This is a genomic window from Clostridium cuniculi (assembly GCF_004353185.1).
Taxonomy (GTDB): domain Bacteria; phylum Bacillota; class Clostridia; order Clostridiales; family Clostridiaceae; genus Clostridium; species Clostridium cuniculi.
In genome coordinates this window covers 26,255-51,332 of record NZ_SMUS01000029.1, presented here as the reverse complement: position 1 = coordinate 51,332, position 25,078 = coordinate 26,255, and the positions used below count along the sequence as shown (strand labels likewise).

Genomic DNA, 25,078 nt, shown 5'->3' with positions numbered 1-25,078 from the left:
CTCAAAGATCTGGTGATGATGGCGTAGAGGAAACACTCCTTCCCATTCCGAACAGGAAAGTTAAGCTCTACAGCGTCGATGGTACTGCACGGGAGACTGTGTGGGAGAGTAGAACGTTGCCAGGTAACGAGGATCTTTAGCTCAGTTGGTTAGAGCAACCGGCTCATAACCGGTCGGCCCGGGGTTCGAGTCCCTGAAGGTCCACCATTTCTGGGGGTATAGCTCAGTTGGGAGAGCACTTGCCTTGCACGCAAGGGGTCAAGGGTTCGAATCCCTTTACCTCCACCAAAAGCTACGATATAAATCGTAGCTTTTTTTGTTTTACAAAATTTAAAAAATTTAAGTTAATATTTTTAATATTAAAATGTAGAATTATAACTAAATAAAATAGATTTTTATATTTTTAATTTATTTATAATAGTGGTATTATAAATATGAATGTGTATTACAATATATGTTAAAGAACAAGGTGATAAGTAGATGTCTTTATATAGAGTGAAACAATTTGTTTGGGCATTAAAATCATTGTCCGAGGATATTGATACTGAATATGTAAATAAATTTCTCAATAAAAGAGAGAAAAATTTATTTAATAAATTGAAAAAAACAGATAAACAACATTGTATTAGAGTTAGTAAAGATGCTGTACATTTATCAAAGGGAAAAAATATAAATTTAAATAGAGTTGCCAAAGTAGGGCTATTGCATGATATAGGAAAAGGTGAATATGGACTTAATATTATTGAAAAATCTGTATTAGTAATATTAAATAAAATGACCAAGGGAAAATTAAAAAAATATGATGGTATTAAAGCTGTTGATTCTTATTATAATCATGCAGAAAAAGGTGCAAATTTATTAAAGCATTTTAATACATATGATAAAGAATTTTTGGATACTATTAGATATCATCATAGTAATAAGATACAAGGAAATAAACTACTAGATATAATAAAGGAAAGTGACAATAGAAATTAAGTTATGGGGTGAATTATGAAAGCTGATGAAAGAAGAAATAGCATTATTGAGATGTTAATGAGGGAAAAAAAGGCTATTAAAGGAACAACATTAGCTGAGAGCTTTAATGTAACAAGACAAATAATAGTTAAAGATATAGCTATTTTAAGAGCGAAAGGAAATAATATAATAGCAACTCCAGATGGATATATGATTAATGATGATAATAGTAGTAGGGTAAAATCAGTTATTGCAGTAAATCATAATAATGAGGATGTTATTAAAGAGCTTGAAATAGTTGTTAAGTATGGTGGAATAATAGAAGATGTTATAGTAGAACATCCCTTATACGGAGAGATAAAAGGGATATTAATGATAAAGAATCTTAATGATTTAAATAAATTTAAAAATGCGTTAAAAGAGATAAATGCAAAGCCATTATCTATATTAACTAATGGAGTACATCTCCATACTATTTCTGCTGACTCTATTGAAAATATGGAGTTAATAAAAGAAGAATTAAAAGAAAATGGTTTTATTTTATAAATTAGGGGAATTGAATTATGGATTATGATGTTTTAGTTTTAGGTGGTGGCATAATTGGATGTGCTGTTGCCTATGAATTATCTAAATATAATTTAAATATAGCTGTAATTGAAAAAGAATTTGATATAGCAGATGATATTTCATTTGTTAATACTTCCATTGTATATGATGGATCAGAAACATCTAATAATGTGATGGCTGGACTAGAGTATATAGGAAATATATTATTAGAGGACTTATGTGAGAAGTTTAATGTTCCATTTAGAAGAATAGGATCATTAAGAGTAGTTAATGATGATAATGGTGTAGTTAAATTAAAAGAAATGTATGAAAGAGCTATAAGGCGTGGAATTGATGGAGTATATTTAATAGATCCAGATGAGGTGTATGAAATAGAGCCTAATATTAATACGGAAGTAAAAAAAGGCTTATACTCTCAAAATGTTGCAATAGTTGCTCCATATGATTTAGCAATTGCATATGCTGAAGTTGCATTTGATAATGGGGTAAATTTTAGGTTAGAGGAAGAAGTTTTAACTATTCAAAATGTTACAAAAGGATTTAGAGTTGTAACTAATAAAAATAAGTTCTCTTGTAAGGTTGTTATAAATACAATTGCAAATGAAATATATATAAATGAAAAAGGTGTAGTTGAAGAAAAAGACTCTGAGGATGGAATAAATTCTTTCAAAAATATGAGTTATATTTTACTTGATGATAATTATGAAAATAAGTTACAAAGAATTGTTACAAAGACTTTTGATAAAGATACTTTTGTTGTTTCAACACCTGTTTTAAATGGAGGTTCTCTTATTGGAATAAAAAGTATTGAAAAAACTAGTTTAGATGATAATTTACAATATGCATCTAAATTATTAAAAGGATTAGATAAAAGTAATATAAATAACCTATTTAGGGAAAGTTATGATAAAGATTCTATTGTAGTAGATGATCAAAAAATCGATAAGGGGTATATTAGTGTTATAGGAACTCATTACGGAAAAGTTACATTAGCACCAGCTATAGCCAAAATGTTATGTGATACTATTAGTAGTAATTTAAATTGTAGATTAAAGAAGAATTTCATTGATAAAAGAAGAGAGTTCTATAGATTTAGAGAAATGGATAGAAATGAAATTAATGAGGTTATTAAGTTAGATAAACGTTATGGTAAGATAGTATGTATGTGCAACAATGTTTCAGAAGGTGAAATTGTTGATTCTATTAGAAGACCTTTAGGTGCTAGAACTGTTAAAGGGGTTAAAAGAAGAACAGGTGCTGGATTTGGAAATTGTCATGGAGCTTACTGTAATGAGAAAATAATTCAAATATTATCTAGAGAGTTAGATAGAAAATTTACTGATATAGTAGATGATTCAAAAAATTCAAATATAATTTCAGGCAGAATTAAAGAATTTAAAGATATATAATAGGAGTTGTAAGTATGGGTAAAAAGGATATTTTCACTTCTGTAGTTAGAGTTAAAGGTAGTGATAAATTTAAGGTTGTTCCTGTTAAAAGTAGTGATGAAGTTGATAAGGGATTATGGATAGAAATGTCTAAAGTTGTTAGTAGATTATATGTAAGTATTCCTATAAAAATGGGAAGTATTATATGTAAGAATATTTTAAATAGTGGAGTTGATATAATCTGTACTAGGGATATCCAAACTAAATAATCATTTAGAAGTGATTTTAAAATTTAAATTCATTCTTATTAAAGAGCTTTGCCCAAATAGGTATTTAAATGTATTGACAAAAAGTAGGAGCTTATAATATATTAAATATATTAATATCGTAAATATTTAATTAAACCGTTGAAGAGGCTAGTAATAAAGTAATTGTTTTAAGAGAGTCAGTGGCTGGTGAAAACTGATAACAATATTTTATGAATCCACCTTGGAGGGACTGTGATGAGCAGTACGGATAAACCCGTTAGTTTTATAAAGAGTGGATAATAAGTAAAAATTTATTATCAATTAGGGTGGCAACACGGAGTTCTTCGTCCCTTATATGGGAGGGAAGGGCTCTTTTTTTATATCAGAAAAATAATAAAATATACATGGAGGATATTATGTTAGATTTAAAATTTTTAAGAGAAAATCCAGAAATAGTTAAACAAAATATTAAAAACAAGTTTCAAGATCAAAAACTTCCTTTAGTTGATGAAGTAATTGCTTTAGATATCGAAAGCAGAGCTACTCAACAAGAAGCTGATTCATTAAGATCAAATAGAAAAACAATTTCTAAGCAAATTGGTGCACTAATGGGCCAAGGAAAGAGAGAAGAAGCTGAAGAGTTAAAAACTAAGGTTAATGAACAAGCAGCGCGTTTAGCAGAGTTAGAAGCTAAAGAATCTGAACTTGAAGAAAAAATAAGAAATATAATGTTAGTTATTCCTAACATCATTGATCCTAGTGTTCCAATTGGAAAAGATGATAGTGAAAATGTAGAAGTTGAAAAATTTGGTGAACCTTTTGTTCCAGAATTTGAAATTCCATACCATACAGAAATAATGGAAAAATTAAATGGAATAGATTTAGATAGCGCTAGAAAAGTAGCTGGTAATGGATTCTATTACTTAATGGGTAACATTGCAAGATTACAATCAGGAATACTTTCTTATGCTAGAGATTTCATGATTGATAAAGGATTTACTTACTGTATTCCTCCTTTCATGATTCGTAGCGATGTTGTTACTGGGGTAATGAGCTTTGCTGAAATGGAATCTATGATGTATAAAATAGAAGGTGAAGATTTATACCTAATAGGTACAAGTGAACATTCTATGATAGGTAAATTCATTGATACTATATTAAAGGAAGAGAGTCTTCCTCAAACTTTAACTAGTTATTCACCTTGCTTCAGAAAAGAAAAAGGAGCTCATGGAATAGAAGAGAGAGGAGTTTATAGAATACATCAATTCGAAAAACAAGAAATGATAGTAGTTTGTAAGCCAGAAGAAAGTAAAGAATGGTTTGAAAAGCTATGGAAGTACACTGTTGAATTATTCCGTTCTTTAGATGTTCCAGTTAGAACTTTAGAATGTTGTTCAGGAGATTTAGCAGATCTTAAAGTTAAATCTATTGACGTTGAAGCTTGGTCTCCAAGACAAAAGAAATACTTCGAAGTTGGAAGCTGCTCTAATTTAGGAGATGCTCAAGCTAGAAGATTAAAGATTCGTGTAAATGGAGAAAAAGGAAAATATTTTGCTCATACATTAAATAATACAGTTGTTGCTCCACCTAGAATGTTAATTGCATTCTTAGAAAACAACTTAAATGAAGATGGATCTATAAACATTCCAGAAGCTTTAAGACCTTATATGGGTGGAATGGATGTTATAAGATAATTTTAAATTGATTAAACCTAAGATATAAGAAAATTAATTATGATTTTCTTATATCTTTTTTTATAAGAAGTTATTGCAAATAATACAATAACAAATATTGACAAAAACAAGAAATATGATAAATTTAAAATGGGTGGTATTTTAATTAAACCGCACCTTATATATTTGAAAATTTAAAGATTAATAGAAATAGCTCATATCAATTTTGAATGGGACTTATTAGTATCACACTCTTTTGGAGGTGATAATTATAAAATTTGGATTTATTGGAGCAGGAAAAGTTGGCTTTTCCTTAGGAAAATATCTAAAAGAAAACAACATAGACATAAGTGGGTATTATAGTAAATCACAGCATTCATCTAAAGAAGCTGCAATTTTTACAAATACGCGACAATATAATAATTTAGAAGATTTAATAAAAAATAGTGATGCTATATTCATTACAACACCTGATAATCAAATTGCAGATGTATGGAATGAAGTAAAAAAGTTACCTATTAAAGAAAAATTAATTTGCCATTGTAGTGGCTCTATTTCTTCAGAAGTCTTTTCAAATATAAATAATCATGGTGCATATGGTTATTCTATTCATCCAATGTTCGCTATCTCGGACAAATATAATTCTTATAAAAATTTATCTCAAGCATTTATTACAATTGAAGGCCATGAAAAACATATTGAATATTTAAATATGTTATTTTTGAATTTAGGAAATGATGTAGCAATTATTAACAGAGAGAATAAGAGTTTATATCATGCAGCAGCAGTAACAGTTAGCAACTTAGTATTAGGATTAATTAATAATGGAATTAATTATCTAGAAGCATGCGGATTTACAAAGGAAATGGCAATTAAGGCTTTATATCCATTAATTGAAAACAACCTAAGAAATGTTAAGGAAAGAGGTACAGTTAATAGTTTGACTGGGCCTATAGAAAGAGGAGATTTAAGTACTGTTATTAATCATTTAAATGTAATACCTGAAGAGGATAAAGAATTATATAGGCTATTATCAAAAAATATTTTAAAGATAGCAAAAGTTAAAAATTTGGATAGAGATTATAAAAATTTAGAAGAGTATTTAGGAGATTAGTTATGAAAAATACAGCAGTCACATTTAAACAAGCCAAAGAGAAAAATGAAAAACTTACTATGCTTACAGCATATGATTATTCTACAGCAAAAATAATTGATGAAGCTGGAATAAACGGAATTTTAGTTGGAGATTCATTAGGAATGGTTTGTTTAGGATATGAAGATACGCTATCAGTTACTATGGAAGATATGATACATCATACTAGAGCTGTATCTAGAGGTGTAAAGAATACATTAGTTGTAGCAGATATGCCTTTTATGTCTTACCAAACATCAGTATATGATGCTGTAGTTAATGCAGGAAGATTAATTAAAGAAGGTAGAGCTCATGTAGTTAAGTTAGAAGGCGGAATTGAGGTTTGCGATAAGATAGAAGCTATAGTTAAAGCTTCAATACCAGTTATGGCTCATATTGGATTAACTCCTCAATCAGTTAATGCATTTGGTGGGTTTAAGGTTCAAGGTAAAGATGAAGAGGCAGCAAAGAATCTTATTGAAGCAGCTTTAGCTGTAGAAAAAGCCGGAGCATTCGCAGTTGTATTAGAATGTGTTCCTGCTAAGCTTGCAGCAATAATAACTGAAAAATTATCTATTCCTACAATCGGAATAGGTGCTGGAGCACAATGCGATGGTCAAATTATTGTTTATCAAGATATGTTAGGTATGTATAGTGATTTTACGCCTAAGTTTGTTAAGAAGTATGAAACTTTAGGTGAAAAAATGAATATAGCTTTTAAAAAGTATATAGAAGAAGTTAAGGATGGAATTTTCCCAGCAGAAGAGCATTCTTTTAAAATAAATGATGAAGTAATTGAAAAATTATATTAAAGGGGAAGATAAAATGAGAGTTGTAGAAAAGGTAAATGACGTAAGAGCTACAGTGAAGGAATGGAAAGCAAAAGGATTAAAAGTTGGATTTGTTCCTACTATGGGATATTTACATGAAGGTCATGAAAGTTTAATTAGAAAGGCCTCAGAAGAAAATGATAGAGTTGTTGTAAGCATATTTGTTAATCCAATTCAATTTGGACCTAAAGAGGATTTATCTACTTATCCTAGAGATTTAGCTAGAGATAGTAAAGTATGTGAGAGAGCAGGAGCAGATATTATATTCCATCCTGAAAATGAAGAAATGTATTTTGAAGACTTTTCTACTTTTGTTGATATGAATGGATTAACGGCTGGTTTATGTGGTAAAAGTAGACCGACTCATTTTAGAGGGGTTTGTACTGTTGTAACAAAATTATTTAATATAGTAGCACCAGATAGAGCTTATTTTGGAGAAAAGGATGCTCAGCAATTAGCAATTATAAAAAGAATGGTAAGAGATTTAAATATAGATATAGAAATTATAGGATGTCCTATAGTTAGAGAAAAAGATGGACTTGCTAAGAGCTCAAGAAACACTTATTTATCAGTAGAAGAAAGAAATGCTGCAACTATATTAAATAAAGCATTAACGTTAGCTAAAGAAAAAATTCAATCTGGTGAAAGAAATTCTAAAGTTATTATTAAATTAGTTGAAGAAATACTTAATTCAGAAAAGCTAGCTAGAGTTGACTATATTGAGGTTGTAGACAGTTTGTCTATGGAAGGAGTAGAAAGAATAGAAAAATCAGTATTAGTAGCAATAGCTGTATTTATAGGTAAAACAAGATTAATAGATAATTTCACATACGAGTTATAATAAGGAGCGAAGCAATAATGAAGGTAAATATGTTAAAAGGCAAGATACACAGAGCAACAGTAATACAAGCTGAACTAAATTATGTTGGAAGTATAACCGTAGATGAAGATTTACTAGATGCAGCAGGAATATATGAATATGAAAAAGTTCATATAGTTGATATTGATAATGGTGCAAGGTTTGAAACTTATACTATTGCTGGAGAAAGAGGGACAGGCATGATCTGCTTAAACGGAGCAGCAGCAAGATGTGTACAGGTTGGAGATAAAATTATATTAATGGCTTATTGTGATTTAGATATAGAAGAGGTAAAAGAGCATAAGCCAAAAGTTATTTTTGTTAATGAAGAAAACAAAATTAGTAGGATTACTAATTATGAAAAACATGGTCAACTTTCTGAATAATAAAATATTAAAGTAATTTTAGATAGGTATGATGAATTTAGAATGAGATTTTCATTCTAAATTCATCATTTTTTGTCAATAATATGATATAGTAGTATATAATTATCCAAATATTAATATAGATTTTGAGTTATTTTTAGATAGTTACAAAGCAGAAGCAAACGGAGAAAAATTAATTTAAAAAAATTTATAAAAAGTGTTGACATAATATTTTAGCACTGATATAATAACAATTGTTCCGAGGAGAGATGGTCGAGTTGGTTTAAGGCACCGGTCTTGAAAACCGGCGTGCGTGTGAGCGTACCCAGGGTTCGAATCCCTGTCTCTCCGCCAAAAGCTTCTAGCAAACGCTAGGAGCTTTTTTTATATATAAAGTTATAGTAATAGAAAAATATAAAATAAAATTTTTATAAGTTGGGGTATATTATGAATAAATTAGATGAAATATTAGAATACAATAAATTGTTTGTAGAAAATAAAGAATATGAACAATATAAAGCCACAAAATATCCAGGAAAGAAATTAGTAATATTATCTTGTATGGATACAAGACTAACAGAATTGTTACCAAAAGCACTTAATTTAAAAAATGGTGATGCTAAAATAGTAAAAAATGCAGGTGCTACTATAATGCATCCTTTTGGAAGTATTATAAGAAGTATTATAGTTGCCATTTATGAGTTCAATACTGATGAAGTACTAGTAATTGGTCATAAAAATTGTGGTATGAGCAATATTAATGGAGAAGAAATTATTAATAAGATAATTAGTAGAGGTGTTTCAAAAGAAACCATAGATACAATAAATAATTCAGGAATAAATATAGATAAATGGTTACATGGATTTGATTCTGTAGAGGATTCAGTAAAAGAAAGTGTAGATTTAATAAAAAAACATCCATTAATACCTAAAGAAATAAAGGTACATGGATTAATAATGGATCCTGAAACAGGCAGTTTAGAAGTAATAATTAAAGATCAATAAAAAAATAAAAAAAAATAAAAAAAAATAAAAAAAATTTTAAAAATGTGTTGACATAATTAATTGTCATTGATATAATTAATCTTGTTTTGGAGAGATGGTCGAGTTGGTTTAAGGCACCGGTCTTGAAAACCGGCGTGCGTGTGAGCGTACCCAGGGTTCGAATCCCTGTCTCTCCGCCATAAGTGGAGAATTACTCAAGTGGCTAAAGAGGCTCCCCTGCTAAGGGAGTAGGCTGGATAAAACTGGTGCGAGGGTTCGAATCCCTTGTTCTCCGCCAAAAGCATCTAACATTAGTTAGATGCTTTTTTGGTATATAAAAGAAAGTGTAATTAATACTAGTACATTAATTTATAAATAAATGAATTAATTCCATATTTTCCATAATTAATAATTGTAAACGTAATTTTTAAATGGTATACTTTTAATAGTCAAAGTAGTATAACTTTTCAGTGGGAGGGTAATAAATGGAAAAGAAATATGTTGTAGGTGTTGATTTAGGTGGAACTAAAATTTACACTGCTTTAGTAGACTTAGAAGGAAATATTATAAAAGAAAAAACAGTTGAAACACTAGCTCATGAAGGTGAACAAGCTGTTATGGGAAGAATAATAGATACTATAAATTATGTTATAGATGGAACTGATAAAGATTTAATAAAATCAATTGGAATCGGTTCTCCAGGACCATTAGATGTAAAGAATGGTATTATAATTGAAAATTCAAACTTACCATTTAAAAACTTTGCAATAGTTAAAACTATAAAAGAAACATATGATTTACCAACTTATTTAGATAATGATGCTAATGTAGCAACATTAGGAGAGTTTATGTTTGGTGCAGGAAAAGGTACTGAAAACATGGTATTTATTACAGCAAGTACAGGAATCGGTGGAGGAGCTGTATTAAATGGTAAGTTATTTAGAGGGTCAACAGGAAACGCATTAGAAGTTGGACATATGACTGTTGCTACAGAAGGTCCAAGATGTGGATGCGGAAACTTAGGATGTGCAGAAGCTTTAGGGTCTGGTACAGCTATTGGTAAGAGAGCTAAAGAAGCTGTATTAAGTAATGTTGTAACTTCATTAAAGAACTATGAGAATGTTACAGCTAAAGAAGTATTTAAAGAAGCTGCAAATGGAGATAGAGTTGCTAAGAATATATTAAACACTTCATTAACTTATCTTGGAATTGCTGTAGCTAATACAATAACAAACTTTGATCCAGAAAAAGTTGTTGTTGGTGGTGGAGTAGTTAATGGTGGAGATATAGTTATTGAAACTATAAGAAATGTTGTTGAAGAAAGATGTATGGCTGCATTCGTTGAAAATTGTACAATTGAAAAGGCCGTATTAGGTGGAAAAGCAGGAGTATTAGGTGCTGCAGCTTTAGCTATTACTGAGAGATAATATAGATATATAATAAACTACAATATATGAAGAGAGAATCTTTATGTATTGTAGTTTTTTTATTTAAAAATTTATAATAATTAGCAATTAGAAAAACTTTCAAAATAATAGTATCATTAATTATGGGGAGGGATTAATGTGATTTATGGAGATAAAATATATTTGAGAGAGATATTAAAAGAAGATATTGATGAAGCTTATAATTTATGCTCAGATAGTGAAGTATTAAAATATAATGGTTATCAATATGGAGTATTATCAAAGAAATATATAATTGAACATTTAAAATATTTAAATATACCTTCAAAAAGAAGTTATGTAATAATTAATAAACAGGGAACTATAGTTGGAGTAATAAATTATTCAGAAGATAATTATTCAAGAAATGTTTATAGTATTAGTTTAACTATAGGTAAAAAGTATTGGAGAAAGGGGTATGGAACAGATTCAATAAAAGCTATTTTAAAGTATTTATTTTTCAAGAGAAAAGCTCATAAGGTTGAACTTGAAGTAGTTAGAAATAATGAAGCTGCAGTGCTATGCTATAAAAAATGTGGATTTGTTGAAGAAGGAATACGAAGGAAGCAATATTATTATAAAGGGGAATATTTAGATACCATTGTAATGGGGTTATTAAAAGAGGAATTTAAAGCTTAAGGAGTTGCATATGGGAATTAGATTTGTTTTTGGAAGAGCTGGTTCAGGAAAAAGCTATTATTGCTTAAATCAAATAAAGAAAAAGTTAACTAATGATAAGAATAATAAGTTAATAATGTTAGTACCTGATCAATATACATTTCAAACTGAAAAAAAGCTATTAGAATATATAGGGGAAAGGGCATTACTTAGAGCTGAAGTTTTAAGCTTCAAGAGAATGGCCACAAGAGTTTTTGATAAATGTGGTGGAAGAGCAATTAATGTAATAGAAGATTCAGGAAAGAATATGCTTATTTATAAACTATTAAAGGATAAAGGTGAAGAACTTCAATATTTTAATAGAATAAGTAAGCAACAAGGATTTGTTGGAATAGTATCAAAATCAATTACTGAATTTAAAAAATATAATATTTCCGAGGAAATATTAAAGGAAAAAGAATTAGAAATAGAAAATAAGGACTTAAAAGAAAAGATAAGTGATTTAGCTTCTATTTATGAAACCTTTAATGAAAGTTTGCATAAAGGATATATAGACTCTGAAGATATATTATCTATTTTAGCTAAAAAGTTAAAGGAATGTGATTTATATAATGATGCTGAAATTTGGGTAGATGAATTTACAACATTTACTCCACAGCAGTTAGAGGTACTAAAGGTATTAGCTAAACAATGTAAGAATGTAAACATTACTTTATGTAGTGATGGGGAGATTCAGTTTACTGAAGGTGAAACTGATATATTTGACGTAATAAAAAATACTGAAAATAGAATTTTAAAAATGATGCAGGAAAATAATATTTCCTATAAAGAGCCTGTAAATTTAAATAAGAAAAATATTTATAGATTTAAAGATAGTAAAGAGTTAGGGCATATAGAAAAATATTTCTTCAATTACCCTTTTAAAATATATAAAGATGATTGTAAAGATATAAGATTATATAAAGCAAATAATAATTATTCTGAAATAGAATGGGTAGCACAAGATATATTAAAGCTTGTTAGAGATAAAGGATATAGATATAAGGATATTGCTGTTGTTTGTAGAGAGATTGATAGTTACGATAAAATAACTTCAGTTATATTTAATGAGTATAATATTCCATATTTCCTAGATAAGAAAAGGGAAATATTAAGCAATCCATTAGTAGTATTAATAATATCAGTATTAGAAATATTAGTTACCAATTGGTCTTATGAAAGTGTATTTAAATATGTAAAAAGTGGACTTATAACATTAGAAACTAATTTTATTGATAAATTAGAAAATTATATTTTAGCTAATGGAATAAAGGGATATAAATGGACTAGAGATTTATTAACATCTCAAGATCAGGAGCTAACTCAAGAAGAAATTGAAATCTTTGAGTATATGGAAGAAATCAGGCGACCAATAATTAATTTATATAATAAGATAAAAGGTGATGTTACAGTAAGAAAGTATTGCACTGCTTTATATGAGTTTTTATTAGAAATAAATGCTTTTGAAACTATGGATAAATGGCTTGATGATTTTAATAATAAAGGAATGCAAGATAAAATTAAGGAATATACTCAAGTTCCAGCTATAGTAATGGATATGTTAGATCAAGCTGTAGAAGTATTAGGAGATGAAGTAGTTGATTTAAAGACTTTTTCTAAGATATTAATATCAGGATTTGAAGAAAAAGAAATTGGTGTAATTCCTATGGCTTTAGATCAAGTAAATATAGGTGATATAGCTAGAATAAAAGGTAGAGATGTAAAGGCACTTTATATAGTAGGAGCTAATGATGGGGTTTTACCATCGGCTAATAAAGATGAGGGTATATTATCTGATGAAGATAGAATTGAACTTAAGAGTATGGGAATCGAACTTGCTAGTGATACAAGAAGTAGAGTATTTGAAGAGCAGTTCATGGTTTATACGGCATTAACAATACCTTCAAATTATTTAATGATTACTTATCCAATGGCAGATTTCGAGGGAAAATCATTAAGACCTTCAATAATAATACCTAGATTAAAAAAGATTTTGCCTAGATTAAAGGAAGAAAGTGAAATATTTAATAATAATTTATTTAATGATAAATATCATAATATAACTGCACCAGTACCAACATTTAATGAACTTATAGAAGCATTAAGAAGAGAATATGAAAAGGAAGAAATTGAAGCATATTGGGTAGAAACATTTAAGTGGTTTGAAGAAAATGAAGAATTTAAAGATAGAACTAAGATTATCTTCAATGGATTAAACTATACTAATTTAGTTGAAAAGATACCAAGAGAAAAAATAAAAAGGCTGTATAGCAATGATAATGGAAGATTAATGTTTAGTGTTTCTAGAATAGAAAAATATGCGCAGTGTCCTTTTAGCTATTATGTTCAATATGGGTTAAAGGCTAAAGATAGAAAGGTATACGAGTTCACTGCACCAGATTTAGGTTCATTTATGCATGATATATTAGACCAATTTACAAATAAAATAAGAAAAGAAAATATATTATGGGGCGATTTAACAAAGGATAAATGTGCTGAAATAGTTAATGAGCTTGTTAATAGTAAGCTTAAAAATGAAACTAATTCTATATTAAATAGTAATAAAAAGTATCAATATTTCTCAGAAAGATTCAAAAAGACTATTACTAAATCTGTAACAGTAATATCAGAACAAATGAGAAAAGGTGAGTTTGATATATTCAAAAGTGAATTTGATTTTGGAGATTTTAAAGATTCAGATCCAATAAAATTAGAATTACCTTCAAAGGAAACAGTATATTTAAAAGGTAGAGTTGATAGAATTGATAAGGTTGATTTAAATGGAGAAACATATATAAGAATTGTTGACTATAAATCTGGCTCTAAGAGTTTTGATTTAAATGAGTTATATTATGGTCTTCAAATACAATTATTAGTTTACTTAGATGCCATACTAAAGAACTCAGAGCAAATTTTAAAAACACAATGTATGCCAGGTGGTATATTATATTTTAAAATTGATAATCCAATAATTAAGTCAAAGAAAGCCTTAACAGAGGAAGAGATTCAAGTTGAGGTATTAAAGAAGTTAAAAATGGATGGATTGTTATTAAAGAATGTGGAGCTTGTTAAATCAATGGATAGAGATATGGAAACATACTCACTTATTATTCCAGCTGCTTTTAAAAAGGATGGAGATTTTACAAGTACTAGTTCTGTAGTAACAGAATCACAGTTTGAATTATTAAGAAAATATGTTAATGATAAAATGATTGAAATATGCGAAGAAATGCTTAGTGGTGAGGTTAAGATAGAACCATGTAAATCATCAAAAGTAACATATTGTGATTACTGTGATTATTCATCAATATGTCAATTTGATACTTCAATAAAAGATAATAAATATAAAATAATATTAAAAAAGAAAAAAGATGATTTATGGAATGCAATGAGTAATAAAGTAAAAGTGGAGGAGGATGAATAGATATGGGAGCTACTAAATGGACTAATGAACAGCTTCAAGCTATAGAAACAAGAAGATGTAATTTGCTAGTAGCAGCTGCTGCAGGTTCAGGAAAAACAGCTGTTTTAGTTGAGAGAATTATAAGAATAATAACAGATGAAGAAAATCCAGTAGATATTGATAAGCTTTTAGTTGTTACATTTACTAGTGCAGCAGCATCAGAGATGAGAGAGAGAATAGCAGCAGCTATATCAAAGGCCTTAGAGAAAAGTCCTAACTCTAAAAATCTTCAAAGGCAACTTACCTTATTAGGTAGAGCTAATATTACTACTATGCACTCCTTTTGTTTAGATGTAATTAAAAATTATTTTTATACTATTGATTTAGATCCTAGCTTTAGAATAGGTGATGAAACAGAAGCAACTTTAATGAAAAATGAAATAATTGAAGAGCTTTTTGAAGAGTACTATGAAGAAGATAATGAAGAGTTTAAAGAACTAATAGAAGCATATAGTGGGTCTAAAGATGATGAAAAGTTAAAGGAAATGATACTTTCTTTATATAGATTTTCTATGAGTGGGCCTTGGCCAGAAAAATGGTTGATAGAGAAGGCTGAAGCTTTTAATATTAGCACTTTAGAAGAGCTTGATAAGAGTGAATGGGTAAAGGTGCTAAAGGAAAGTTTAAGAGTTGAATTAAATGGATTCTTAAATATGTATAGAAAAGCTATTGAAATAATTAATGATACTGATGGTTTAGAGCCATATTTAGATGCTTTTAATAGTGATTATGATAATTTATTAAGGGCTTATGAAAGCTTAGATAGTGGTTTAAATGATATTTATATTGCTTTAAATTCTATTTCATTTATTAAGTTAAAGACAGTTAAGAAGAATCAAGTTTCTGATGAAAATGCTCAAAATTCAGTTAAGAGTATAAGAGATTCAGTTAAGAAAAAAATAAAATCATTAATTGAAAGTACATTTGAATTTACTCCACAAGAGGCTTTAGATGGAATAATAGGTGTATATCCTTTTATGAAGACTTTAGCAACTATAACTCTTGAATTTTCAAAGAGATTTGATGAGAAGAAAAGAGAAAAAAATATACTGGATTTTAATGACTTAGAGCATCTTTGCTTAAAAATATTAATTGATAAGGACGAAAATAATAATATTGTACCATCTAAAGTTGCAGAACATTTTATGGAGTTCTTTGATGAAGTATTAGTAGATGAATATCAAGATTCTAATAATGTTCAAGAAACTATAATAGATTTAGTTTCAAGAAGAAGATATGAAGAATCTAACGTATTTATGGTTGGAGATGTTAAGCAAAGTATATATAGATTTAGACAGGCAAAACCAGAGTTATTTTTAGATAAATATAATAGATATTCTTTAGAGGATGGAAGTAAAGATAGGAAGATTCAATTATATAAAAATTTTAGAAGTAGGCAAGAGGTAATTGAAGGCGTAAACTATATATTTAAGATGGTTATGTCTAATACAGTAGGTGAACTTGAATATACTGATGAAGAAGCATTGAACTTAGGTGCAAGCTTTAAGGAATGTAATGATGAAGAAGCAATCGTAGGAGGCGAAATTGAGCTTCATATATTAGATAAGTCAGGTATTGTTAAGGAAGAAGAATTTATAGATGAAGATAGTGAAGATGGAAGTAAAGAAGAGGAAGAAGATATAGATGCTATTACTCTTGAAGCCAAAATAGTAGCAAAGAGAATACATGAGTTATTTGAAACTAGAGATGGCAAAAAGTTCAAGGTATTTGATAAGGATACTAATGAATATAGAGATGTTAGATATAAGGATATAGTTATTCTTTTAAGAGCAACAAAAAATTGGGCAGAAATATTTTTAGATGAATTAGGATCTGAAGGTATTCCTGTATATGCTGATACTGGTAGTGGATATTTTGAATCTATTGAAATTAGAACTATAATGTCTTTACTTAAGATAATAGATAATCCACTTCAAGATGTACCTATGATAGCAACTTTAAGATCACCTATATGTGGATTTACTGCTGAAGAATTAAGTGACTTAAGATTATTAAATAAAGATTTATATTTTTATGAAATAATAAAAGAAGTCCATGAAGGAAATTATGAAGTAAATGAGGAATTAAAGTTTAAATGTAATAATTTTATTGAAGACTTATCTAAGTGGAGAGAAAGAGCGATATATACTCCAATAGATGAATTCATATGGTATCTTTATATGGATACTGCATTTTATGGGTATGTTGGAGCAATGCCTAATGGAAAGCTTAGACAGGCAAATTTAAAAATTCTTTTCCAAAGAGCAAAACAATATGAAAGCACTAGTTTTAAGGGATTATTTAATTTTATAAACTTTATTAATAAATTAAGAAAGTCTTCAGGAGATATGGGAAGTGCGAAAGTCCTTGGAGAAAATGAAGATGTAGTAAGAATTATGAGTATTCATAAGAGTAAAGGGCTTGAGTTTCCAGTAGTATTTACTAGTGGAATGGGTAAGCAGTTTAATTTAATGGATTTATCAAATTCTATTTTATATCATGAAGAATTAGGTTTTGGACCTAGTTATGTTAACTTAGAAACTAGAAATTCATATTCAACTTTAGCAAAAGAGGCTATAAAGAAAAGAATAAGATTAGAAACTTTATCTGAAGAAATGAGAATACTTTATGTTGCATTTACTAGAGCAAAGGAAAAATTAATTATTACTGGAGCAACTAGTAATTTAGAAAAAGCAATTAATAGTTGGATATCATCAGCTTCATTAGATGATAATATAATTTTACCTTCTGAAGTTTTAAAAGGAAAATCCTATTTAGATTGGATTGCTATGGCTATGTGTAAACATACCTGTGGAGAAAAATTAAGAGAGGTTACCGGTGCTACTAGAGACTTAATCACAAGTGACTTTTCCACATGGAATATCAAATTCTGGACAAAAGACTTATTAACAGTGGATAAAAATTTAGAGCCTGTGGATAAAATTGAAGATGATAGTCTGTTTATAACTTCTAAAAATGTTGTTGTGGATAAAGAAATAAGCAGAAGGCTTGACTATAAATATAAATTTATAGAAGGTGCAATGCTACCAAGTAATATTTCTGTTTCCGATTTAAAGAAAAAAGAATTTACTTATGGTGATGAGGTGCATGACACTGTAGAAGTATTTAAAGAGAAAGAAGTTTTAAAACCTAAATTTTTAAAAGAAGAAAGGGGATTATCTGCAGCTGAAAGAGGAACTGTAATTCACTATGTTATGCAAAGATTGAATTATGATAGGGTAAGCACAATTGGTGAAATTAAAACACAAATAGAAGAAATGGTACTAGATAATTCACTAACAGAAAAGGAAGCTTCCTCTGTATGGTATAAGAAAATATATAATTTCTTTAACAGTAAATTAGGAGAGAGATTATTGAAAGCTTATAAAGAAGGTAGATTAGTAAGCAGAGAGCTACCTTTCTTTACTGAATTAAGTAGTGTAGAATATGATCCTGAATTAAATAAAGATATTTATATAGATGAAAAGATTAGACTTCAAGGAATAATGGATTGTTTCTTTGAGGAAGAGGATGGAATAGTCCTTTTAGACTATAAGACTGATTATGTTGAAGAAGGAAAAGTTGATGAAATAATTGAAAGATATAGAGCTCAACTTAAGTATTATAAGGATGCTTTAGAGAAGATAACAGAGAAAAGAGTAAAAGAAAGTTATCTTTACTTATTCGGAATAGATAGAGAAATTTTAGTGGAAATTTAACTTTTAAAATATTATATAGAGTATATTCACCTAAAGTCCAAGTAATTATATTATTGGACTTTAGGTGTTAAAATTCTAATTAGATTTTTATACATAATCTAAAGAAAGTTTTGAGCTATTTCTAAAAGGCTTTCTTTATTATTTAAATTTTTATCATCTAAAACACTTTCTAATAAAAATGTTAGTATTTCGCCAATAAGTTTTCCAGGTTTAATATTTAAATGTGTCATTAAATCAGAACCAGTAACAGCTAAATCTTTTATGTAAAGTGGTTCATTATTTTTAAGTATTAATTTTACTCTATCAGAGATATAATTAACTTTCTTTAAGAAAGGAACTGGGTCCCATAGTGAATTTATATCTGCTTTTTGAAGTTCAAAAAGTGTAAATATGTTTTCACTTCCAACACGTCTTAATAATCTTTTAATTTCACCATCTGTAGGCATATAATTTACATCTAAAACTAAATGATCATAAATAATTTTAGAAACCTTATCTATAGTAGTATTATCAAATTTAAGTCTTGATAATATTGGCTTACATATTATTGCACCTTCTTGAGCATGACCAGGGAAGTAACAATGACCATTAGGCAATTGTTTTAATGTATTAAGCTTACCAACATCATGGAAAAGAGCTGATAATCGTAAAATTAAGTCATTACTTGAGGTATTGTTTATTACATTTAATGTATGATTAAAAACATCTCTATTATGGTTATTACAAAGAGGTGTGTAACCAACTAAGCTATAAATTTCAGGAATAATTATTTCTAATATTCCTGTATCTTTAAGTAAGTTTAGACCATCACAAGGATTATTAGAAATTAATATTTTACATAATTCGTCTCTAATACGTTCAATACTAATGTTTTTTATTAACTTATAGTTTTCCTTTATAGCTAAATATGTTAATTCATCAATTTCAAAGCCTAATTGGCAGCTAAATCTAATTGCACGTAACATTCTTAAAGCGTCTTCTTGAAATCTTTTATTAGGATCTCCAACAGCTTTAATTATTTTATTTTTTATATCATCTATTCCATTAAAATAATCTATAAGACCTTCTTTATTATTATAAGCTAAAGCATTAACTGTAAAATCACGTCTTGATAAGTCTTCTTTTATATTTGAAACAAATTCAACAGATTCAGGATGACGATTATCTAAATAATTTCCTTCTGTTCTGTAAGTAGTAACTTCTAAATTTTCATTATCTAATACAACAGTAACTGTTCCATGTTTTATTCCAGTTGGGATTGTTTTTTCAAATAGTGATTCTGTTATATTAGGTAAAGCAGATGTTGTTATATCGTAATCTTTGGGTGTTAAACCAAGTAAGCAATCTCTAACGCATCCACCAACCATAAAAGCTTCATAATTGTTGTTATAAAATGTATCTATAATAAATTGAACATTATTAGGTATATTAATAAACATAAAAATCATCCTTTAAAAATAAGTATTATTAATATATTTTATCATAAAGATTATGTAAAAAGTTAATAGTAAAAAAATAAGGCTATATATCAAATCTATATTTAAATAAATTTGATATATAGCTTTTAGATTTAATTAATTATTACTTTTGTACCAGCTTCGATATTATCATAAATCCATTTAGCATCATTTGTTTTTAATCTAATACAACCATGAGAAGCTGGAGTACCTAAAGTATTATCTACAACCTCGCTTTGGTCCTCATTATAAGGAACAGAGTGGAACAAGTAATCACCATAGAATTGAACCCAATACTTTCCACCTTGTTGATACTTATCTGAAAAGAACCAATCTCCACGTTCACGAACATCAAAAATTCCAGTTGGTGTCTTTTCATCAGCTATGCCTGTAGAGCAAGTAAATGATTTAACCGTATCCCATTTATTCATAGTTCCTTTATAAACATATGTCATTTGTTCAGATAAGTTTACATATATTAAATATGGAGTTAAGCTTTCTATGTTTAAAGTGTTTATGTTACTACTAGTAATTGATTGAAGCAATTGATTAGAAGTTAAAGTTGAATTTTGACTATCATTAGCACCTATAGAAGCTAGATAATTTTCTTTAGCCTCAGCTATGGAATCAATTTTATTATTAATATCAGCATCATCTTCAGTGATTATAGAAGTATCAGCATTAGATAATAAATTTATAGCTTTAGTATAATAATCATCCTTAACCAAATCATCAGCTTCTTTGAATAAATTATCTTTATAATCAGTGATACATTTCTCTATGTAATTAGTTGCATCACTATAATATTTTGAAGAATCAGGTATTTTGTTTAATAAGTTAATAGCTATAGCAAAATCTCCATTATTATAATTATCTAAAGCTAAATCTAAAATTGCTTTATAATCAGAGTCACTTTCTGGAATATAGGTATCATCTAATGAAATTATTACTTTATTCAATGATGAACTCAATATATTATAACTCTTAATTTCATTTAAAACTACTAGAGCCTTGGATTTACTATCTTCATTATCCAAAACAGAATCGCACAAGTTTTTTACTACAGACGAAAAATAAGTATTTAAGTCTTTATTTAAAGTTTTCTTTTTTAATTTTAAATAAATATTATCATCTGTAATGACGTCTTTTGCAGCAGTAAAATCACAACTATTAAATTTCGAGAAAAAGTCATCTGTAATTAAAGAGTATTTGTAATTTATATAGTAATTAGCAGCGAATACTAGTAATAATCCAGCAAAAATAATTGTAATAAATTTAAAAACACTTTTTTTAGGTTTTCGAAATAAATTTCTCAATTAAATACCTCCTTATGCTTTATTATTAATAATTGACTACTTCTTTTATTTTTAAACCTATAGTAAGCAAATTTACAAAAAGTACATAAGAGAATTTAGAAAAATATGTTATAATCAAAGTATGAAAAGCTAACTTAATATTAAATTTAATAATAATTAATTAGATTTATGGAGGAGTAATGAAGGATAAATTAAAAATGAGAAATAAATTTATTTTTAGTATTAGCCCTAAGAAATATGTTTATTTATATAAAGAGAAAATAAGTAAGGCATTTTTATATGTATTAGTACTTTCTTTGATTATTGGAGTTATTCAAGGAGCCATGAGTGCTGTAATTATTTCAGGATTGGAAAAGACTACAAAAATGATTTTAAATCAAGATGAAGTTCAATTTGAAATGAAGGATGGATTATTAGACTTTAAGACATCTCCTATAAAAGAGGAGGAAGGTCAAGCGTTATTATATATAGATACGAATAAAGGAATAGGAGATTTAGAATCTTTGAGAAGTATTACAGTTCATAAAGAAATAGTAACTGTATTACTTAAAGACGGATTTATGATTAAGAGTGGATCAGAAGATATGGTATATAAATATTCTGATATAGGTTTAGATAAGATAGATTTTGATAATAGTTTCATAATCGCCACATTAGAAAAAGTTGATATAGTTAAATATATAGTTATTCCGATTATGATAATTGTTAGTTTTGTGCAATTAATAATATATGCATTAATAATATCATTAGTAGGATTATTAAGTAATCTAATTACAAATAGAAAGATGGAGTATGGAAAGTTGTTTAATCTTTCATTATATGCTGTTACATTACCTGCAATAATTAATTTAATATATCCAATTGGTGGATATTCTATTTTAGTTGGGGGCATTATATTAATGTTTGGATTAAATTATATATCTTTTTATAATGAAAATGGAAGTATAGAAAGTAATTAATTAAATGTAAAAAATTTTAATTGTTGATAAATTATAATTTTTGTGTTAACATAGTCTTGTTAACACTATGGAGCGTTAGTTAAACGGATATAACACGCCGCTACGGACGGCGCATTAAGGGTTCGATTCCTTTACGCTCTGCCATAAAAGAACTGTTGATTTTCAACAGTTCTTTTTTTGTTATTATAAAATTCTATGTTACTAGGAAAACTATCTTTATAGTTAAAATAAAGAGGTATAGATATATGATTGATATATTAATAAATCAAGTAGATGAGCATAATGAAAGTAATATCCTAGCAACTCAAGAGTTTAATCCAAGTGTAGTCTATTTTATAAAGGATAAAGACTCTGAAGAAAAGATGAAAACACTTAGATTATATTATGAAAAAAATTTTAGAAAAATTAAAATTGAAGAATTTCTTGTTGAAGAAGGAGATAAAGAAGAATTAGAAAAAATAATAAAAAGCATAAAAGATAAAAATATTCTACTTAATTTAACAGGGGGAAAAAGAATAAATTCTTTAATTTTGTTAGATTTATGTATAAAAGAAAAGCTTACAGCACTATATATAGATATTAAGAAGCAAATTATGTATGAATTTAAAGAAAATATAATAATATGTGAAAAAACTTTTGAAGATTTGGAGATTGATGATATTGTTAAGGCTTCAGGCGGAAAAATTGTTGAAGATTCTTCAGAATTATGTAATAAAAAGGATTTGATTTATTTTTCTGAAAAGATATCTAATAACTTAGAATTATGGCATAAGTATAAACAACAATTATATGAAGCGAGTATATTCCAGCATGATAGCAATGAACCGCAAAAAATTTATATTCATACACAAGCTTTAGAGAATGAAGAAATTAATTTATTAGATAAAATATTATCTAAATTTAAAGAAATGAATGAAATTAGTTATAGGAAAGAAAATGATAAAATAACTGTTAATTTTAATAATGATTATCTAAAGGCATTTATATTCAAAAGTGGAACATGGTTAGAAATAGAAACAAATAAATTGATTAACAGTATTGAAGAGGTGGATGAAGCAAAGAATGGCGTAATGTTTTTATGGAATGATGAAAATCAATCTGTTAGAAATGAGCTCGATGTTGTAGCAGTAAAGGATTCAGTTCCAATTTTTATTTCATGTAAAGATAGTGATAAATATAATGAAATGGCATTAAATGAATTAAATGTGTATGCTTCTAAATTTGGAGGAAAAAATTCTTATAAAATATTAGTAGCAACAAAAGAGCCAATAAAATCTCCAGTAAAAATAAGAGCAAAAGAAATGGGAATTCATTTAATTATTTTTGATGGAAATGAAGAAAAATTCGTTAAGGAAGTTAAGGATATAATAAATAACTAAAGTGCAAGGCACTTTAGTTAAATTTTTCTCCTATTTTTTCTCCCATATTAACTTTTGTTTCAAAGCCAAAGGATGATTGAATAAGGATATCATCATCTATGTTTACAGTGTTTGGTTTAAAGAAAAGAATAGTAGTAGAACCACCAAACTTAAAGTATGATTTTTCATCACCTCTAGCAACTTTTTTATTTGGTTCATAGCTTTGAACTATAGATCCAACACAAGTTGCACCTACTTCTATAAGAATTACATCGTCAAAGTTTTCGGAATGGAAAATAGACCATTCACGTTTATTTTGACAATATAATTTAGGAATTCTCTCTAAAGCTGTAGGATTAACAGAGTAATAATTCCCTTTAACTATATTTGATTTTTCTGCAACACCATTATCAATGAAATGTAGTCTATGATAGTCTGTAGGACATAACCTTAAAACTAAGCAAGTACCACCAACGTATTCATTTGCAATAGGATTATCTTCTATTAATTCAGATAGGCTATAAGTAATTCCTTTTACCTGAATTAAAGAATCTATATCAATATCAGTATAAGCTAATAAACGTCCATCACCAGGAGAGATTAAGATATTTTTATCTTTATTAATAGGCCTAGCTTCTGGAGTAAGTTTTCTAATAAAGAAGTCATTAAAACTTTTGAAATCAGATGGATCATTAGTTAATATATCAGTATCAATATTAAAGTTTTTAATAAAAGAATTAATTTTTTTGGTACTAAATTTACTATCGCAATAATTACCGTATAATTTAGAAAAAAACTTTCTTTTTATAAATAATTCAACAAAGCCTTTACCTAGGGGTGATTCATAAGCCCACTTTATGTATTTTTCGCCAGCGACATTCTCAGTATCATATTTATTTGTTTTTCTATTATAAACTTGTATCATAAATTTACCTCATATTAATTATTGTGATTAAGAAAACTGTTATTATTTATTATAAATGAAAATACAATAATATTCTTATAATATATTAACATATTTTCTTTTAATAGTTTATTAACATTAATATAATAGAAAAATTATTTGAAACTATAAAGGTAAAGCTATAGAATAAATCTATATGAAATAGTTTATTAGGTTATGGAGGATGATATGAGCTTGGAAATAAAAATAATAAATGCAACGATAGATATTTTTAGAGAAAAAGGCGTTAAATTTACGATGGATGATATTGCTAACAAATTAGGGGTTAGTAAAAGAACACTTTATGAAAATATAGATAGTAAGGAAACATTACTAAGTTTATTAGTTGATGAGGTATTTGATTCAATTAAGCAACAAGGACAAGAAATAATTAAAGATAATAGTATAGATGATTTAGACAAGTTAAAGGGATTATTAACAATAATTCCAACTTCTTATAATACTATTGATTATACAAAAATACATGAAATAAAGAAATTTTATCCTAATATCTATGAAAAAATAATTAATAGATTAGATATAGGCTGGAAACCAACAGAAATACTAGCGAATAAATGTATTGAAGAGGGATTGATTAAAAAAGTAAATTTATATCTTATGAAAAGTGTTTTAATTGGTAGTATTAGAATTTTAATTGAAGATGATAATTTACATAAGGAAAAGTTAGAGTATAAAGAGACCATGAAAAATATTGTAGATATAATGTTTGATGGTTTAGTAATTAAATAAAAGAGCCA

Annotated in this window: 20 protein-coding genes, 6 tRNA genes, 1 rRNA gene and 1 other annotated feature; of the genes, 24 read left to right on the top strand and 3 right to left on the bottom strand. The window is 27.6% G+C overall.

Annotated features, from left to right (window positions below):
* Window positions 1-8 precede the first annotated feature (8 nt).
* The 20 genes from rrf (at window position 9) to addA (ending at window position 18,287) form a co-directional block, all read left to right on the top strand.
* A 5S ribosomal RNA gene (gene rrf, locus EJJ37_RS13970) occupies window positions 9-125 on the top strand.
* A 5-nt stretch (window positions 126-130) separates the two neighbouring features.
* Window positions 131-207: transfer RNA gene (locus EJJ37_RS13965), tRNA-Ile, on the top strand.
* A gap of 5 nt (window positions 208-212) precedes the next feature.
* Window positions 213-288 (top strand) — tRNA-Ala (locus EJJ37_RS13960).
* A 192-nt stretch (window positions 289-480) separates the two neighbouring features.
* The gene (locus EJJ37_RS13955; protein ID WP_133016190.1) at window positions 481-978 is read left to right on the top strand and encodes an HD domain-containing protein; all 498 of its coding nucleotides are present in this window, start codon (window positions 481-483) and stop codon (window positions 976-978) included.
* Window positions 979-993: 15 nt separating this feature from the next.
* Window positions 994-1,503, top strand: coding sequence for a transcription repressor NadR (locus tag EJJ37_RS13950; RefSeq protein ID WP_133016189.1), 510 nt, complete (start codon window positions 994-996; stop codon window positions 1,501-1,503).
* A gap of 17 nt (window positions 1,504-1,520) precedes the next feature.
* On the top strand, window positions 1,521-2,933 hold the full coding sequence (locus EJJ37_RS13945) for an NAD(P)/FAD-dependent oxidoreductase (RefSeq protein WP_133016188.1): 1,413 nt from the start codon (window positions 1,521-1,523) through the stop codon (window positions 2,931-2,933).
* Between the two features lie 14 nt (window positions 2,934-2,947).
* A complete protein-coding gene (locus EJJ37_RS13940) occupies window positions 2,948-3,181 on the top strand; it encodes a DUF1667 domain-containing protein (RefSeq protein WP_133016187.1) in 234 nt (77 codons plus the stop codon).
* Between the two features lie 129 nt (window positions 3,182-3,310).
* Window positions 3,311-3,515 (top strand) — a binding site (T-box leader).
* A 61-nt stretch (window positions 3,516-3,576) separates the two neighbouring features.
* Window positions 3,577-4,854 (top strand): serine--tRNA ligase, encoded by a 1,278-nt coding sequence (serS, locus tag EJJ37_RS13935; protein ID WP_133016186.1) that lies wholly within the window; start codon window positions 3,577-3,579, stop codon window positions 4,852-4,854.
* 241 nt (window positions 4,855-5,095) lie between these two features.
* The gene (locus tag EJJ37_RS13930; RefSeq protein WP_133016191.1) at window positions 5,096-5,947 is read left to right on the top strand and encodes a Rossmann-like and DUF2520 domain-containing protein; all 852 of its coding nucleotides are present in this window, start codon (window positions 5,096-5,098) and stop codon (window positions 5,945-5,947) included.
* 2 nt (window positions 5,948-5,949) lie between these two features.
* Window positions 5,950-6,777, top strand: coding sequence for a 3-methyl-2-oxobutanoate hydroxymethyltransferase (gene panB / locus EJJ37_RS13925; RefSeq protein WP_133016185.1), 828 nt, complete (start codon window positions 5,950-5,952; stop codon window positions 6,775-6,777).
* A gap of 13 nt (window positions 6,778-6,790) precedes the next feature.
* The gene (gene panC, locus EJJ37_RS13920; protein WP_133016184.1) at window positions 6,791-7,636 is read left to right on the top strand and encodes a pantoate--beta-alanine ligase; all 846 of its coding nucleotides are present in this window, start codon (window positions 6,791-6,793) and stop codon (window positions 7,634-7,636) included.
* 17 nt (window positions 7,637-7,653) lie between these two features.
* A complete protein-coding gene (gene panD, locus EJJ37_RS13915) occupies window positions 7,654-8,040 on the top strand; it encodes an aspartate 1-decarboxylase (RefSeq protein ID WP_133016183.1) in 387 nt (128 codons plus the stop codon).
* 242 nt (window positions 8,041-8,282) lie between these two features.
* Window positions 8,283-8,373, top strand: a tRNA-Ser gene (locus EJJ37_RS13910).
* A 93-nt stretch (window positions 8,374-8,466) separates the two neighbouring features.
* Window positions 8,467-9,024: a beta-class carbonic anhydrase gene (locus tag EJJ37_RS13905; RefSeq protein WP_133016182.1), complete on the top strand. Its 558-nt coding sequence runs from the start codon at window positions 8,467-8,469 to the stop codon at window positions 9,022-9,024.
* An 88-nt stretch (window positions 9,025-9,112) separates the two neighbouring features.
* Window positions 9,113-9,203 (top strand) — tRNA-Ser (locus tag EJJ37_RS13900).
* Between the two features lie 5 nt (window positions 9,204-9,208).
* Window positions 9,209-9,301, top strand: a tRNA-Ser gene (locus EJJ37_RS13895).
* Between the two features lie 187 nt (window positions 9,302-9,488).
* A complete protein-coding gene (locus tag EJJ37_RS13890; RefSeq protein ID WP_133016181.1) occupies window positions 9,489-10,430 on the top strand; it encodes an ROK family protein in 942 nt (313 codons plus the stop codon).
* Window positions 10,431-10,568: 138 nt separating this feature from the next.
* Window positions 10,569-11,087 (top strand): GNAT family N-acetyltransferase, encoded by a 519-nt coding sequence (locus tag EJJ37_RS13885; protein WP_133016180.1) that lies wholly within the window; start codon window positions 10,569-10,571, stop codon window positions 11,085-11,087.
* 10 nt (window positions 11,088-11,097) lie between these two features.
* Window positions 11,098-14,529 (top strand): helicase-exonuclease AddAB subunit AddB, encoded by a 3,432-nt coding sequence (addB, locus tag EJJ37_RS13880; RefSeq protein ID WP_133016179.1) that lies wholly within the window; start codon window positions 11,098-11,100, stop codon window positions 14,527-14,529.
* A 2-nt stretch (window positions 14,530-14,531) separates the two neighbouring features.
* On the top strand, window positions 14,532-18,287 hold the full coding sequence (gene addA, locus EJJ37_RS13875) for a helicase-exonuclease AddAB subunit AddA (protein WP_133016178.1): 3,756 nt from the start codon (window positions 14,532-14,534) through the stop codon (window positions 18,285-18,287).
* 98 nt (window positions 18,288-18,385) lie between these two features.
* Here addA and EJJ37_RS13870 read toward each other — a convergent pair whose 3' ends face one another.
* Entirely contained in the window at window positions 18,386-19,726 is a 1,341-nt protein-coding gene (locus EJJ37_RS13870; RefSeq protein ID WP_133016177.1) for a CCA tRNA nucleotidyltransferase, read from the bottom strand.
* A 131-nt stretch (window positions 19,727-19,857) separates the two neighbouring features.
* Window positions 19,858-21,060: a L,D-transpeptidase family protein gene (locus EJJ37_RS13865; protein ID WP_133016176.1), complete on the bottom strand. Its 1,203-nt coding sequence runs from the start codon at window positions 21,058-21,060 to the stop codon at window positions 19,858-19,860.
* A gap of 179 nt (window positions 21,061-21,239) precedes the next feature.
* On the opposite strand from EJJ37_RS13865, the gene EJJ37_RS13860 reads away from it, so the two are divergent.
* The 3 genes from EJJ37_RS13860 (at window position 21,240) to EJJ37_RS13850 (ending at window position 23,398) form a co-directional block, all read left to right on the top strand.
* Window positions 21,240-22,019 (top strand): DUF1189 family protein, encoded by a 780-nt coding sequence (locus tag EJJ37_RS13860; protein ID WP_133016175.1) that lies wholly within the window; start codon window positions 21,240-21,242, stop codon window positions 22,017-22,019.
* Between the two features lie 69 nt (window positions 22,020-22,088).
* A tRNA-Arg gene (locus EJJ37_RS13855) sits at window positions 22,089-22,163 on the top strand.
* Between the two features lie 101 nt (window positions 22,164-22,264).
* Entirely contained in the window at window positions 22,265-23,398 is a 1,134-nt protein-coding gene (locus EJJ37_RS13850) for a Card1-like endonuclease domain-containing protein (protein ID WP_133016174.1), read from the top strand.
* A 13-nt stretch (window positions 23,399-23,411) separates the two neighbouring features.
* Here EJJ37_RS13850 and EJJ37_RS13845 read toward each other — a convergent pair whose 3' ends face one another.
* Complete coding sequence (locus tag EJJ37_RS13845) at window positions 23,412-24,302, bottom strand: phosphatidylserine decarboxylase (RefSeq protein ID WP_133016173.1); 891 nt, start codon at window positions 24,300-24,302, stop codon at window positions 23,412-23,414.
* Window positions 24,303-24,509: 207 nt separating this feature from the next.
* Here EJJ37_RS13845 and EJJ37_RS13840 point away from each other — a divergent pair, with 207 nt between their 5' ends.
* A complete protein-coding gene (locus EJJ37_RS13840; RefSeq protein WP_166484772.1) occupies window positions 24,510-25,070 on the top strand; it encodes a TetR/AcrR family transcriptional regulator in 561 nt (186 codons plus the stop codon).
* The last annotated feature ends 8 nt before the right edge of the window (window positions 25,071-25,078 follow it).